Annotated in this window: 14 protein-coding genes and 1 pseudogene; 10 read left to right on the top strand and 5 right to left on the bottom strand. The window is 64.0% G+C overall.

The genetic code is table 11. The annotated features are described in order from the left end of the window. The first annotated feature begins 16 nt into the window (after positions 1 to 16). The 8 genes from G1E_RS23665 (at position 17) to G1E_RS23630 (ending at position 6,686) form a co-directional block, all read left to right on the top strand. Complete coding sequence (locus G1E_RS23665) at positions 17 to 925, top strand: aldo/keto reductase (RefSeq protein WP_047150155.1); 909 nt, start codon at positions 17 to 19, stop codon at positions 923 to 925. Between the two features lie 4 nt (positions 926 to 929). Beyond that, positions 930 to 2,213: an NTP/NDP exchange transporter gene (locus tag G1E_RS23660; RefSeq protein WP_009686903.1), complete on the top strand. Its 1,284-nt coding sequence runs from the start codon at positions 930 to 932 to the stop codon at positions 2,211 to 2,213. A 147-nt stretch (positions 2,214 to 2,360) separates the two neighbouring features. Next, the gene (locus G1E_RS23655) at positions 2,361 to 2,537 is read left to right on the top strand and encodes a general stress protein (RefSeq protein WP_009686902.1); all 177 of its coding nucleotides are present in this window, start codon (positions 2,361 to 2,363) and stop codon (positions 2,535 to 2,537) included. Between the two features lie 58 nt (positions 2,538 to 2,595). Further along, positions 2,596 to 2,796 (top strand): hypothetical protein, encoded by a 201-nt coding sequence (locus tag G1E_RS23650; protein WP_009686901.1) that lies wholly within the window; start codon positions 2,596 to 2,598, stop codon positions 2,794 to 2,796. A gap of 20 nt (positions 2,797 to 2,816) precedes the next feature. After that, the gene (locus tag G1E_RS23645) at positions 2,817 to 4,148 is read left to right on the top strand and encodes an iron-containing redox enzyme family protein (protein WP_009686900.1); all 1,332 of its coding nucleotides are present in this window, start codon (positions 2,817 to 2,819) and stop codon (positions 4,146 to 4,148) included. Then, positions 4,148 to 5,101 (top strand): class I SAM-dependent methyltransferase, encoded by a 954-nt coding sequence (locus tag G1E_RS23640; protein ID WP_009686899.1) that lies wholly within the window; start codon positions 4,148 to 4,150, stop codon positions 5,099 to 5,101. The genes G1E_RS23645 and G1E_RS23640 overlap by 1 nt, the downstream gene beginning before the upstream one ends. Before the next feature lie 80 nt (positions 5,102 to 5,181). After that, a complete protein-coding gene (locus tag G1E_RS23635; RefSeq protein WP_009686898.1) occupies positions 5,182 to 5,769 on the top strand; it encodes a nucleosidase in 588 nt (195 codons plus the stop codon). A gap of 95 nt (positions 5,770 to 5,864) precedes the next feature. Continuing rightward, positions 5,865 to 6,686: a Ku protein gene (locus tag G1E_RS23630; RefSeq protein WP_009686897.1), complete on the top strand. Its 822-nt coding sequence runs from the start codon at positions 5,865 to 5,867 to the stop codon at positions 6,684 to 6,686. A gap of 23 nt (positions 6,687 to 6,709) precedes the next feature. Here G1E_RS23630 and G1E_RS23625 read toward each other — a convergent pair whose 3' ends face one another. From G1E_RS23625 to ligD, 5 genes and pseudogenes are all read right to left on the bottom strand, one after another. After that, on the bottom strand, positions 6,710 to 7,369 hold the full coding sequence (locus G1E_RS23625; RefSeq protein ID WP_009686896.1) for a glycosyltransferase family 2 protein: 660 nt from the start codon (positions 7,367 to 7,369) through the stop codon (positions 6,710 to 6,712). Next, entirely contained in the window at positions 7,366 to 7,965 is a 600-nt protein-coding gene (locus G1E_RS23620) for a bifunctional 2-polyprenyl-6-hydroxyphenol methylase/3-demethylubiquinol 3-O-methyltransferase UbiG (RefSeq protein WP_047150154.1), read from the bottom strand. Before G1E_RS23620 ends, G1E_RS23625 begins: the two co-directional genes overlap by 4 nt. Positions 7,966 to 7,976: 11 nt before the next feature. Next, positions 7,977 to 8,755, bottom strand: a pseudogene (locus tag G1E_RS23615) (PIG-L deacetylase family protein). Further along, positions 8,752 to 9,795 carry an acyl-CoA dehydrogenase family protein gene (locus G1E_RS23610; RefSeq protein ID WP_009686893.1) on the bottom strand — a complete coding sequence of 348 codons (1,044 nt, stop codon included), beginning with the start codon at positions 9,793 to 9,795 and terminating at the stop codon, positions 8,752 to 8,754. Before G1E_RS23610 ends, G1E_RS23615 begins: the two are co-directional and overlap by 4 nt. Before the next feature lie 25 nt (positions 9,796 to 9,820). Further along, positions 9,821 to 12,322, bottom strand: a complete 2,502-nt coding sequence (gene ligD, locus G1E_RS23605) for a DNA ligase D (RefSeq protein ID WP_047150153.1) — start codon at positions 12,320 to 12,322, stop codon at positions 9,821 to 9,823. Between the two features lie 128 nt (positions 12,323 to 12,450). On the opposite strand from ligD, the gene G1E_RS23600 reads away from it, so the two are divergent. Both G1E_RS23600 and G1E_RS23595 read left to right on the top strand, forming a co-directional pair. Then, positions 12,451 to 12,915 carry a hypothetical protein gene (locus tag G1E_RS23600; RefSeq protein ID WP_009686890.1) on the top strand — a complete coding sequence of 155 codons (465 nt, stop codon included), beginning with the start codon at positions 12,451 to 12,453 and terminating at the stop codon, positions 12,913 to 12,915. After that, positions 12,912 to 13,136 (top strand): metallothionein, encoded by a 225-nt coding sequence (locus G1E_RS23595; RefSeq protein WP_009686889.1) that lies wholly within the window; start codon positions 12,912 to 12,914, stop codon positions 13,134 to 13,136. The genes G1E_RS23600 and G1E_RS23595 overlap by 4 nt, the downstream gene beginning before the upstream one ends. Positions 13,137 to 13,159: the final 23 nt, after the last annotated feature.

Genomic DNA, 13,159 nt, shown 5'->3' with positions numbered 1-13,159 from the left:
TGACGGGAGCTTTTCCATGTATGCACGTCGTGATGTCCTACGCGTGGGTGCGACGTTAGGCCTATTGGCCAGCGCCCCTTGGTTGCACGCGGCCACGCCGGCAGGCATGTTGACCCGCGCCGTACCGTCCAGCGGTGAAGCGCTGCCGGTCATTGGCGCCGGGACTTCCGGCAGTTTCGAGGTTGAAGCCGGTTCGGCTGCCTACCAGCAACTGCGGGCAGTGCTCAAGGCCTTTTTCAACGGTGGCGGGCGGGTGATCGACACCTCGCCCAATTACGGTGGCGCCGACAGCATTCTTGGCCAATTGCTGGAGGAAGGGGGCTGGCATTCACGCTGCTTCATTGCCACCAAGATTGCCGCCGACAGCCGCGCAGAAGCCCAAGCGCAATGGGCTGACAGCCTGAAGCGGCTGCGCACCGACAAGGTCGACCTGTTGCAGGTGCACAACCTGCGTGACTGGCGAACCCAACTGCCCTACGCGCGCGAACTCAAGCAGCAGGGCAAAACCCGCTATGTGGGGATCACCCATTATCTGAACAGTGGCCACGCCGAGGTCGCCGAGCTGGTGCGCAGCGAGGCGCTGGATTTCATCCAGATCAACTACTCGGTCAGTGCCCCCCAGGCGGCCCGTGAATTGCTGCCGTTGTGCCAGGAGCGGGGTGTGGCGGTGCTGATCAACCGCGCGTTCGACGATGGGCGCCTGTTCACCCGCGTCAAAGCCCAGCCGTTGCCCGGCTGGGCCGCTGAAGCGGGCATCGGCAGCTGGGCGCAGCTGTTTCTCAAGTTCGCCATCAGCCACCCGGCGGTGACGACGGTAATTCCCGCCACCGGTCGGCCAGATCGCCAGCTCGACCAGCTCATGGCTGGCCAGGGCCCACTGCTTACCCAGGCGCAGCAACAGGCGCTGATCAGGCAATTCACCTGAGCGTATGACTGCCTGGCGGCGGCGCCTGGATCAAGGGCTGAACATACAGCCCGGCGAAGGCCCGGCGGTTATCGCCGGCCTGCTGCTGTTCTATTGCCTGTTTACCGGTTACTTCATGCTGCGCCCTGTGCGCGAAACCATGGGCGTTGCCGGTGGCGTTGACAACCTGCAGTGGTTGTTCACCGGAACCTTCATCGCCAGCCTGGCATGCCTGCCGGTGTTCGGCTGGCTGGCCAGTGGCGTGCAACGCCGGTTCATCCTACCTTGTACCTATGGTTTTTTTGTCAGCAACCTGCTGCTGTTCGCTGTGTTGTTTACCAGCACACCAGACAACCTGTGGGCGGCGAGGGCGTTCTACATCTGGCTTTCGGTGTTCAACCTGCTGACCATCTCGCTGGCCTGGAGCGTGCTCGCCGACCTGTTCTCTACGGCCCAAGGCAAGCGCCTGTTCGGCCTGTTGGCCGCCGGGGCCAGCCTGGGTGGCCTCAGCGGGCCGATTCTGGGCACGCTACTGGTGGCACCGCTGGGCCATGCCGGGTTGCTGCTGCTGGCGGCGGCATTCCTGCTCGGCAGCGTCGGGGCAAGCCTGTTTCTGCAGCGCTGGCGACAGCGGCAACCGTTGCCAGCGCATGCCGAGCGCAGCGCCACAAGGCCGCTGGGCGGCAACCCGCTGGCCGGTGCCACTGCGGTACTGCGCTCGCCTTATCTGTTGGGCATTGCGCTGTTCGTGGTGTTACTGGCAAGTGTCAGTACCTTCCTGTACTTCGAGCAGGCACGCATCGTCAGCCAGACTTTCACCGACCCCACCCGGCAAACCCAGGTGTTCGGCTTGATCGACAGCGTTGTGCAAGCCTTGGCCATCCTCACGCAAGTCTTCCTCACCGGGCGGCTGGCACGTCGCCTAGGGGTAGGCATGTTGCTGATGGCCGTGCCGGTGGTGATGGCAGTGGGCTTCTTGTGGCTGGCGCTGGCCCCGGTGTTCGCGGTGTTCGTAATGGTCATGGTGGTGCGCCGTGCAGGGGAGTATGCGCTGGTACGACCGGGGCGCGAGATGCTGTTCACCGTGTTGCCTGCCGAGGACAAGTACAAGGCCAAGAACTTCATCGACACCGTGGTGTACCGGGGTGGCGACGCCCTCAGTGGCTGGCTCAAGCGTGCCCTGGACGTGATGGGCGAACACCCGCAACTGGCCATGCTGATTGGGGCGGTACTGGCCGTGGCCTGGGCGGCCACCGGCGCTTGGCTTGGCCGCCGTCAGGCCCATATGGATAACCCGCCGCGCGACTGAAAGGCGCGCCAAATAAGGACTGGCCGCTTATTTAATGCCACCGGTCCGAAGCCTGCCAATTGAAACGAATCCCGACCCGAGCCCGTACTCCGAATTCATGTACGGCGCTGAAGCCGTGCATCCCGAAATCATATGAGGTTTCAGACCATGGCCACTAAAGACAATAGCCGTACCGGCAACCAACAAGGCAGCCAGGGCGGTAACAAGAACTCGGGCAACTTCGCCAATGACCGCGAAAAAGCCTCCGAGGCAGGCCGCAAGGGCGGGCAGCATTCCAGCGGCGGCCAAACCAGTGAATCGGGCCGCAAAGGCGGCCGCTCGTAAACGAGGCCCTGCAGTGCCGGGGAACCGGCACTGCCATCGAGTAGCCCTGGAGGTCGTTATGCAATGGTTACCTGTGGCGGCCCTGTCGGGCGCCCTGTTGCTGGTTGGCGGCTGTTTCGACCGAGACAATGGCCACCCCGGCAAAGACGACGCCGACACCACCAAGCCGTCGCTGCAAATGCAACAACCCAGTGAAAAGCCCGCCCCCCAACCTGCGCCAGATCCTGAACCGATGCCAGGTCAGAAACCCAGCCAATAAACGCGCATGAGGAAAACGGCATGACGGTCATGACTCGCAAGACCGCCGCGACAGTTCCGGCCTCACTGGCCACAACCAGCCTGCAACAGCGTTACGAAGCCTTGCTGGCAGGCACTGATAACGCTGGCGCGCAATGGTTGAATGAGCAACTGGAGCGTGCCCGGCACCTGCCGGATGACCTGCCAGCCGATCCCGTGGAGCTTGAAGCCTGGGGCGCGCGCCACGCCGGGCAAGTAGCTCAAGGTTTTGCCGCCTACTTGGCACAACGCCAGCAAGGTGGGCCACGCCGCTATTTTGCCACGCGCGCGCAAGCGCTATGGTTCCTGCAACAGGTGGCACCGACCAAGTCGGTGGATGGTGCGTGGTTGCACAGTACCTTGCGGCATTGGGCAGACCCGCGCTACCACGGGTTGATCCGGACCTACCTGGAAGAATTGGGCAGCGGTGATGTGCGCTGCAACCATGTGGCGATCTATCAGCGGCTGATGAGCCGCCTGGGTTGCCTGGAGCCGTTGCACCTTGAAGACGAGCGCTATTTGCAGGGGGCACTGCAGCTGGCACTGGGTCGCTACGGTGAGGACTTCCTCCCTGAGCTGATCGGTTACAACCTCGGCTACGAACAACCACCGCTGCATTTGCTCATTACCACCTATGAACTCGCCGAATTGGGCATCGACGGCCAGTATTTCCAATTGCATGTCACGATCGACAACGCCGCCAGCGGTCACGCCCACCTGTCAATCCAGGCCTTGCGCCAACTCAGCCCGCGCAGTGACCCCTCCGGGTTCTACCAGCGAGTACGGCACGGCTACCGCCTGAATGACCTTGGCGTGGATACACCCACCCTGGTCAGCCTTTTCGACCTTGAAGCGGAATTAGTGCAGGCCTTGGAACAGAAGCGCCAGTTTGGCCAGTTCATGCATTCAGACCGGTGCCGGCTGCAGGGGCGCACCATCAACCAATGGCTGGCAGAACCTGGCGCCATGCCGCACTTTCTGCAGGCGCTGCAGGCGCAGGGCTGGATTCGCCGCGGTGAAGAACCCGCGCAAAGCCGCTGGTGGGCACTCGTGGATGGGCCATCAGCACCGATGTACGGTGTGTTCACCGCCTATGAAAAGCAGTTGTGGCACGACTGGATCGCAGCAGGTTGGCAGTCGCGCGTTCGTCGCCTGCTCCCCGGAAGCTGGCAGTTGCCGGCATCCCCGGAAGGTGACGCTGTGAATGTCGACGCGCACGATATTGAAGCGCTCATCGAACGCATGGCTGGTAATCGTCACGCGACGCCTGACGGGCTGCAGGCGACCCGCGCCTATCTGCAGGCCACGGGGATGATCCAGGAGCAAGCGCGCTGATGGTGCCGGACCCGCAAGTACTTGCCAGTGACGATGCGCTGGTGGAATTGGGCCAGCGCCTGCGTGCCGCTGGTTACCGTTTCACCTGCGTGACACCGGCCACACACGCTCGCGTCATGGCCCGCTGCGCCGGCGAGCAGGCACGCACCCTGCGCGGTGTGTTCGGCTGGAGTCAGGCGTTCAGCCCCGGGCTGGTAACCGCGGATCTAATGGCCCTGCTGCAGCGCGCGGAGGGCTTGACTGCGGCACCTCAACAGTCGTTTCGCAGCGCGGTGCGCTGGTCCACCCTGGATGACCTGTTACTGGTGCATTCTGCCTACCCGACCGAGGCCGCGGACGCGGTGTTCTTCGGCCCAGACAGCTACCGCTTCGCCCAGGTCATTCATGACCACCTGCGACACACCCCCAACCGGGTTGAGCATGCCGTAGACATTGGCTGTGGAACCGGCATTGGCGCCTTGCTGATCGCGCGGGCGGCGCACCATGCGCAGGTTTCTGCGGTGGATATCAACCCGCTTGCCCTGCGCTACACCGCCGTGAATGCAGCGTTGGCTGGCGTCAGCAATATTTCGGTGAAGCACAGTGACCTGCTGGACGATGTGCCCGGCAACTTCGACCTGATCGTTGCCAACCCGCCCTACATGCTCGATGTGGGCGAGCGGACCTACCGGCATGGCGGTGGCGCCCTGGGGGCCGCGTTGTCGTTGCGGATTGTCGAGCAGGCTCGTGAGCGGCTGACCCCGGGCGGCTCGTTGCTGTTGTATACCGGTGTGGCGATTGTGGACGGCCATGATCCCTTGCTCGAGGCTGTTCGCCTGCGTCTGGCCGGCCCCACGTGCTCTTGGGTGTATCGGGAAATCGACCCTGATGTGTTCGGGGAGCAACTGGCTGAGCCGGGTTATGAAGCCGTGGAGCGGATAGCCGCCGTAGCCCTGACGGTTACCCGCCTGTAGAAGTGTCACGGCGTACTTGCAATTGGCCGGGGTTGCCCGACAATGGCGCGCCCCTTGCCGCCACACGGACCACCCGCACCATGATGCTGACCACGCAATTCCCCGATATCTCCCTGGATGACACTTTGTTCGTTTTCGCCCTTGAAGCCGAAGCGGGCGAGGTGTTCCGCGAAATGAACACCGTGTTCACCGGTATCGGCAAGGTCAATGCCGCTATCGCCCTGACCAAGGCTATCGCTGTGCGCCGCCCCAGGCTGATCGTCAACCTGGGTTCTGCTGGCAGCCAGCGCCACGGTAAAGGCGTTGTCGTGTGCTGCAACCGTTTCGTGCAGCGCGACATGGACGTGACGCCGTTGGGTTTCGCCCGTTACGAGACGCCACTGGCGAATACCCCGGTGCTACTCGAACACGGTGCGGCCATACCCGGCCTGGCGCTGGAAACCTGCGGCAGTGGCGACAGCTTCGAAACCAACCACAGCGATGCGCCTTACGACGTGGTCGACATGGAAGCCTATGTGCTGGCCTTGATCGCCCGCAGCGAAGGTATTCCGTTTGTGTGCCTGAAGTACATCTCCGATGACGCGGGCAGCGAGGCTGCCGGTGATTGGGCCGTACAGGTTCACCTGGCGGCCGAAGCGTTCAAGCGTGTGCTGTTCAACGCGGTCTGATTGCCGGCCATTGGTGGCCGTGGGGCAATGCCATTAAACCTTCGCCACCCGGTGCAGTCACTGTTGGTATCGGCAGCCAACTTTGGAGCAGTGTCATGGCTCGGGCAATCTGGAAAGGCGCTATCAGCTTCGGGCTCGTGCATATCCCCGTGGCCCTCAACACTGCGGTGCGCACCGAACGGGTGGACTTCGACTGGTTGGACAAGCGCAGCATGGAGCCTGTGGGCTACAAGCGGGTGAACAAGGTCACCGGCAAGGAAATCGACAAGGACAACATCGTCAAAGGCGTGGAGTATGAAAAGGGCCGCTATGTGGTGATCAGCGAGGAGGAAATCCGCAAGGCTCGCCCTGAAGCCACCCAGACGATCGATATCTTCTCCTTTGTCGAAGCTGGCGAAATACCCCTGCAGCACTTCGATACCCCGTATTACCTCACCCCCGACCGGCGCGGCGGCAAAGTCTATGCATTGCTGCGCGAGACGCTGGAAAAAACCGGCAAGGTGGCGCTGGCCACGGTGGTGCTGCACACCCGCCAGCACCTGGCGCTGCTGCGCCCTCTGGATGACGCGCTGGTGATGATCACTTTGCGCTGGCCCGAGGAGGTGCGCGGGCTGGAGACCCTGGAGCTGGACAGCAGTGTGACCGATACCAAGGTCGACAAGCGTGAACTGGACATGGCCAAGCGCCTGGTCGAAGACATGAGCGGGCCGTGGAAGCCCGAGGACTACCATGACGCCTTCCGCCAGACCATTCTGGACCTGGTGGAAGAAAAGGCCAGCAAAGGCAAGATCGCTACAGTCGAGAAAGGCAAGGCCGCCAGCGCCGAGAAAGGTGCTGATATCCTCGACCTTACCGAGCTGCTGAAACGCAGCCTCGGCGGCAAGAAGCCGGCGAAGAAGCCGCGCAAGGCCTCCTGAGCGAAGCCCCGCAAGCGCTTCGATCAAACCAGAGCCTGCAGCCCCGCCAGGTAATCGCCAAAGCCTTCCCGGGCGCGGCTGTCGCGGCGGCTGCTGGTGGCCACGCTGTGCCTGGCCGTCCAGACGATCTGCGCGCCACTGGCTTGCAGGTCGCTGACCAGTTGCACGTCTTCATGGGCGGCCAAGGGCTGGAAGCCGCCGACTCGCGCATAGGCGTCGGCGCACACGCCCAGGTTGGCGCCATGAATGTGCCGGTGCCCCTCGCGCTGCTCGTAACGGCTTTGGTAGAGCTGGCGCAGGGCTGCCGTCTGCCACGGCTGCCAGTATTCGACGTGTACCGTGCCACAGACAACCTCGGCACTGCAGGCCAGCTGCGACAACAACCAGTGCCCCGGTACCCGGCTGTCGGCATCGGTACAGGCCAGCCACCGCGCACCACGGTCGACCATGTGCGCCGCGCCCACCCGCCGGGCCATGCCCACACTGCCAGCCTCCACCTCCAGCACCTGCACACCAAAACGCCGCGCCACGGCGGCGCTGCCATCGCTGCAGCGGTCGAGCACGACCAGCACCTCGACCCGATGGCCAGCCTGCTGTGCCTGCACGGCGGCGATCAGCACCGCACGCAGGCAACGGCCGAGGCGGCGGGCTTCGTTATGGGCCGGAATCACGACGGCGATCATGGGCAAGTCTCGTCTAGGTCGACCACACTGGGCTGGGCTGACCAGTACTCGAGCACGAAGTCCGCTTCATCATGCTGGAACTGCTTGTAGAGGGGCAGGTGGCGGGCCAGCATGCGATGCACTTCACGCCCATCCTGCGGGCAACCGACAATGGGGTGCTTCCAGTGGCATGCCAGCAGGCCGCCGTCGTAAGACAGGCTGGCGACCGCTTGTTCGATTACTTGCAGCCAGTCGGTGGGGTCCAGGTAGTAGCCCACCTCGCTCAGCACGATCAGGTCGAAGCGCCCACCAGGCCAGTCTGCCGGGAGCCGCGCAAGTTCCACAGACGCATTGTGCATTTGAGCCAAGCGTTCGCGGGCCAGCCCCACGGCGGTGGGATCGAGGTCCTGGCATAGCAGTTCCCCGCTGCGTTCGGCCAGCAGTGCGCTTAGCTCGCCATTGGCGCAGGCTGGTTCGAATACCCGCTGGTAGCATTGACGGGGCAGGCTGGCCATGACCAGCTCGCGCTTGCGCTTCTCGTACCAACGGGTGCGAAAAGCCCACGGGTCTTCATTGGTCGCATACAAGTCGGCGAAATACTGTGGGTCGAGGCTCATGACAACTCCAGTCAAAGGAACACCAGTTCGAAAGGTTGCAGCAGGCAATCCAGCAGGTTTGCCGGTAGCACCGGCGGCCGCTCACCGTCTGCCTGCAACTGGCTGGCATGGGCGGCGAGGGCCTTGCGCTTGCGCGCCAACCGGGCTTCATCCAGCTGCAGGCGGTGGGCACGGGGCCAGGGCAGGCGAGGGTCGTCGGGTTGCGCCCAGTGCCAGGCCCAGACCGGGACCTCGGCCAGTTGCACTTGCCGCGCCAATGCCGCGTGGGCGGCGGCGCGCCCGACGGCCTCGGGGCGCCCCCCCCGACGGCCTCGTGGTCGCAATGACCGTCATTGCGCCAGGTAGCCATCAACAGGTCGTCCGGGCGCAACAATTGAGTCAGATGGCTGACGAGGAACGCTTCCTCTCGCGGCAATTGGCCGTCCTTGAGGTTGAGCCGGCGCCAGTCCACGCGGTTCGGGTCCAGGTCAAGCTGCTGCAATGCCAGGCGACTTTCCTGGGGGCGTTGGCGACGCAGGCGATGCTCGCTCCACTGGGTTGAGCCAGGGTGGCTGCCTTCACCATCGGTTGCGGAAATCAGCACCAGGTCGGCTTCACGGCCTTTGAAGCTGCTCAGCAGGCCGCCTGCCATGAGGATTTCATCATCCGGGTGGGGCGCAATCATCACCAGGCGGCGCCCAGGCGGGCAGAGCCGGGCGGGGTCGAGCCATGTGGCCCGGGCGAGGTGGGCGGCCTGCTGCCAGTCGGCCCAAGGGGTGCCGCTGCTGGCCTGGATCAAGTTCTCACTCATAGCTGCCACGCTCCTGCCGGCACCTGCGCCAGCTGTTGGCCCAGCGCTGCCAGGTCACGCTCCGCGTGGCTCTGGCGCAGATACACCGGCAAATCGGCGCTCAAACGGGCGAAGTGGCTGTTGCGGCAGAACGGTGTGGCACCCAAGGCCCGCCCGACATGGCTGATGACCTGGTCCACGGCCTGCTCGACCTGGGCGCGGGTGCGCCGCACTTCAAAACTGGCATCTGCACCCGGCTGCCGGTCGATCCAGGCGGCGCATTCACGCAGCGCCGCACGCGCACCATACAAAGCGGCGTCCACCGCCCCGAGGTGGGCATCGGCATGCGGGTCGGGCCGCGGCTTGCGGCAATACTCGCGCAGGTAGTCGGCCAGGGCCTCGGCCGCACCATACCAGCACGCGGCGATACCGCCGCCGCCGTGCCAGAAACCAGGGCGCGCCAGGTACTGGCCAGGTTTGCCGATCAGCGTTGCCGGGGTGTTGTCGAAGGTAACCTCGACGCTGGCCGTGGTAGCCATGCCCACGGCTTGCCAATGCTCGATGTTCAGCCCCTGGTCAGGCTGCGACAGTTCGATGGCGACCAACTGCTGCTGACCCTGCTCATCCCAGGCCGTGAGCAATGCCCGGTCGATCTGCAACGCCCCGGAACACCAGGCTTTGGTGCCTTGCAAACGTACCCTGTCGCCGTCGCGGGAGGTTATGACCGCGCGGGCATCAGGTGGCTCGGCGGCCCACACGCCCCAAATGCCCTCTGCCACGTGATGTGCAGCTGCGCACTCCGCCAGAATCGCCAAAGCATCGGTGTGCCCTTCATACAGCTTGGCCAGGGCCAGGTCGCAACCCGCCACGCGGGCCAACGTCTGCCAACGGCGCAAGGTATTGCCCTGGCCTGGCAACGGCAGCAGGTCCAGGTGGTCGGCCTGCAGCGCCTGCATCAGCTGAGGCAACTGAGTGTCGAGGTTGAGGGGCTGTTGACGATCACCAAATGTACGCAGTAGGCGGTCGAAATGGGTCAGGTTGAAGTCCTGGACGATGCTCATGGGCGGGTCTCCTGATGCGTGGCCACTAGGCAAGCCCCAGCTGTTTGCGCATGCGCGCCGTAATAGACTGGCGGACCCTGCCCAGGTCCGCCCACGGGTCGTCGACCTCTGCCAGGCGCGCGGGCAGGTTGGCGATGTTCCATTGGTTGGCGGCTTTGAGCGCGGTCAGTTCCTCACGCCAGATGGGCACCGACACCGGCATGCCTTCCCGTGCACGCAGGGAATAGGCACACGCGGTTGTTGCCCCCCTGGCGTTGCGCAGATAGTCGATGAAGATGCGCCCGATGCGGTTCTTGGGCCCTGAAACAGCGCTGAGGCGGTCCGGAAACAGCTTGGCCAGGTACTCGACGATGGCATGGCTGAAGGCTTTGACCTCGTCCCAACCCGCGCGGCGGGTCAGCGGTACCACCAGGTGTATGCCCTTGCCGCCGCTGGTCTTGATGAACACTTTCAGGCCAAGCTCGTCGAGCAGGGTGAGGGTGAGTTGAGTGGCTTCCAGCATGGCCTTCCAGGGCAGCGCGGGGTCAGGGTCGAGGTCGAGCACGAAGCGGTCGGGCTTGTCGAAGTCCTTGTCAGTGGCATTCCAGCTGTGCAGCTCGAGCATGTTCATCTGCACCGCGCCCAGCAGGGTATCGGCGCGGTTGATGACCATGGCCGCCTGGCCGGCCTGGGCCTTGTCGTATTCGAGCACATTGGGCAGGTGCAGCTGGCTGGCGTTCTTCTGGAAGAAAAGCTCACCGGCCAGGCCATCGGGTGCGCGCACCAATGCCACCGGGCGGTGCTGGATCTGGGGTAGCAACCACTGGCTGACGGCGGCGTAATACTCGGCCACATCGCGCTTGGTCACGCCCGTGGTAGCGTCGATCACCCGGTCAGGGTGGGTAAGGTGCAGGTCCTCTGAAAGCGGCGCTGCTTTGCCGCGTTTGCGGCGGGGCGTTGTGTTGGTGGACATGGGGCGTTCCAGGTCGATGGCGGTGGCGGGCTTGTCATCGCGCAGGCCATGGAAGACCGAATGGCGCACAATGCCGTCCCGGGTCATCTGGGCATACGCCACTTCAGCCAGCAGCTGCGGCTTCAGCCAGTGCACACCGCGGGCTTCTGCGCCGCTGGGCGGGCGGGTCACGGCGGGCCTGGCAATTTCCAGTGGCTGCAGGCGCGTATGGATGCTGGCCAGGGTGGCAGCCGTGAAGCCGGTACCGACCTTGCCGGCATAGCGCAGCTCGCCATTGTCCGGGTCGTGCAGGGCCAGCAGCAGGGCCCCGAAGCCGCTGCGGCTGCCTTTGGGGTCGGTGTAGCCAACCAGCACGAACTCCTGGCGGCGCTTGCATTTGAGCTTGATCCAGTCCGCGCTGCGGCGGCCGCTGTAGGGGCTGCCCGCACGTTTACCGATCAGCCCTTCGAGTTCCAGGCGGCAGGCGCTGGCCAGCAAGGCGTCGACCGGTTCGTCGAAGTCGGCGGAATACTTGAGTACGTCTGACGGGGCGTGATCGAGGAGGTTTTTCAGCGTTTCGCGGCGATCCTGTAGCGGTGCCTGCCGCAGGTCCTGGCCACCCAGAAAGGGCAGGTCGAACACGTAGTAAGTGATGTGCTCGTCCTGCTCGGTGTCGAAGGCGTTCTGTAACGCCTGGAAGTCCGCTGCGCCATTTTCGTCAGCCACTACCATTTCGCCATCCAGCCAGGCCGAATCGATACCCAGCGCGCGCAGTGCCGCGAGCTGGCGGGGCATCTTGCTACTCCAGTCATGGCCGTTGCGGGTGAATAGCCGCACATCGTCGCCGTCGATACGAGCCAGGATGCGATAGCCATCGAACTTGACCTCATAGCGCCAGTCGCCCTGGGGCGGCGTGTCCACCAAGGTAGCCAGCTGTGGCTGCAACTGGTGCGGCAATGCGGCTTGGCGGACCTTTCCGGGGCGCTTGCGGGTAGCCCGCGGCTTGGCGGCGGCTTGCTTGGCTGCCGGCTTGCGGGGGATCAGGGTGCGGTCACTGAGCACACTGTCGGGCTGAGCGTCGACGATGCTGTACTCGACTTCGCTACGGGCCTGGGCATCGTGGGATTTGACCAGCATCCATTGTTCTTTCTTGCCCGCCAGGTGCGTGCGGAACAGGTTCCACACCCCCGACAGTTTTTCGCCTTGCAAACGAAACTTGAGCTTGCCCTTGGCATAGCCCTCATGGGCGTCGCCCTCCGGCTCCCAAATGCCGCGATCCCAGACGATGACATCGCCAGCCCCGTAGTGGCCTTCAGGGATATGGCCCTCGAAATCGGCATAGTCCAGCGGGTGGTCCTCGACGTGCACGGCCAAGCGGCGCACCTTCGGGTCCAGCGAGGGGCCTTTGGGGATCGCCCAGCTCTTCAACGTACCGCCCAACTCCAGGCGGAAATCGTAATGCAGGTGGCTGGCGTCGTGTTTCTGAATGCAGAACTGCAGCGCATGGGCTTCTTTGCCACGGCTGCGTTTGCCACTGGGCTCGGGCGTTGCGTTGAAGTCGCGCTTGCGCGCGTATTCCTGCAGGGGCTTGGCCATGTCCGGCTCCGGGCAAATCGCACTCTGTAGAGGTGGGAGGCGCCGGGCAGGCAGGGAGTTCAAAAAACTCTGAATCTTCGGCCACCGGATGCAGTCGACCGAATGCAGCTAACTGACGGAGAACGTACATGGCCCGAACAGAAGATCCTAAGCCCTACACCCCAACCGAGATCGACGACACCGAGGACCGCATGGGCAGCGTGCACGAACTGGACTTCGATGAGCGCCTGGACGAACGCCAGGGACGGGTAGGGGACGAGCGCCCGGCGAGCGAGATCGAGCGCGAATTCCCACCAGAGCGTGTTGCCGAAAGCGGCATGACGGGTGGCGAAGCGCTGAGCGACAGCCTGCATGAAGACAACGTCACCTACGACGACCTGAGCCCGGATACGCTGCTGGATGAAACCGGCGCCCGTGACCCGCACGAGCCCGGCGGCGGCGACGGCCCGGCTGATATGGACCTGCGCGAAGTGGATGCCGACGAAATCGGTGGCGGCTTTGGGCTGGATGAAGCCGAACTGGCACGTTCCGCACCGCTTGACGGGGAACCCTGGACCGATGATGTGATCGATGACGAGGAGAGCAGATCATGAACCAGCAACGTTGTGCCTGTACCGACTGTTCCTGCACCGTGGATGCCAATGCCTTGCAGCGTGACGGCAAGGCCTATTGCTGTGAGGCCTGTGCCAACGGCCATAGCCATGGCGAGGGCTGCAGGATGCAAGCCTGCCATTGCAGCGAAAAACCGGATGAAAATGCCGTAGACAATGCGCTGGATGAGACCTTCCCGGCGAGCGACCCGATTTCCCCTTAAGGTCGCCTTGTTGGCGCGGCACC

The sequence above is a fragment of the Pseudomonas sp. TJI-51 genome (genome assembly GCF_000190455.2).
Taxonomy (GTDB): Bacteria; Pseudomonadota; Gammaproteobacteria; order Pseudomonadales; family Pseudomonadaceae; genus Aquipseudomonas; species Aquipseudomonas juntendi.
This window is presented reverse-complemented; position numbering and strand designations above follow the sequence as displayed.

Bases quoted from the DNA above. Each gene is read 5' to 3' on its own strand.
- G1E_RS23630 (WP_009686897.1), top strand. From the start codon at position 5,865: ATGGCTCGGGCAATCTGGAAAGGCGCTATCAGCTTCGGGCTCGTGCAT.
- G1E_RS23650 (WP_009686901.1), top strand. From the start codon at position 2,596: ATGCAATGGTTACCTGTGGCGGCCCTGTCGGGCGCCCTGTTGCTGGTT.
- G1E_RS23660 (WP_009686903.1), top strand. From the start codon at position 930: ATGACTGCCTGGCGGCGGCGCCTGGATCAAGGGCTGAACATACAGCCC.
- ligD (WP_047150153.1), bottom strand. From the start codon at position 12,322: ATGGCCAAGCCCCTGCAGGAATACGCGCGCAAGCGCGACTTCAACGCA.
- G1E_RS23595 (WP_009686889.1), top strand. From the start codon at position 12,912: ATGAACCAGCAACGTTGTGCCTGTACCGACTGTTCCTGCACCGTGGAT.
- G1E_RS23600 (WP_009686890.1), top strand. From the start codon at position 12,451: ATGGCCCGAACAGAAGATCCTAAGCCCTACACCCCAACCGAGATCGAC.
- G1E_RS23635 (WP_009686898.1), top strand. From the start codon at position 5,182: ATGATGCTGACCACGCAATTCCCCGATATCTCCCTGGATGACACTTTG.
- G1E_RS23640 (WP_009686899.1), top strand. From the start codon at position 4,148: ATGGTGCCGGACCCGCAAGTACTTGCCAGTGACGATGCGCTGGTGGAA.
- G1E_RS23665 (WP_047150155.1), top strand. From the start codon at position 17: ATGTATGCACGTCGTGATGTCCTACGCGTGGGTGCGACGTTAGGCCTA.
- G1E_RS23620 (WP_047150154.1), bottom strand. From the start codon at position 7,965: ATGAGCCTCGACCCACAGTATTTCGCCGACTTGTATGCGACCAATGAA.
- G1E_RS23610 (WP_009686893.1), bottom strand. From the start codon at position 9,795: ATGAGCATCGTCCAGGACTTCAACCTGACCCATTTCGACCGCCTACTG.
- G1E_RS23645 (WP_009686900.1), top strand. From the start codon at position 2,817: ATGACGGTCATGACTCGCAAGACCGCCGCGACAGTTCCGGCCTCACTG.
- G1E_RS23655 (WP_009686902.1), top strand. From the start codon at position 2,361: ATGGCCACTAAAGACAATAGCCGTACCGGCAACCAACAAGGCAGCCAG.
- G1E_RS23625 (WP_009686896.1), bottom strand. From the start codon at position 7,369: ATGATCGCCGTCGTGATTCCGGCCCATAACGAAGCCCGCCGCCTCGGC.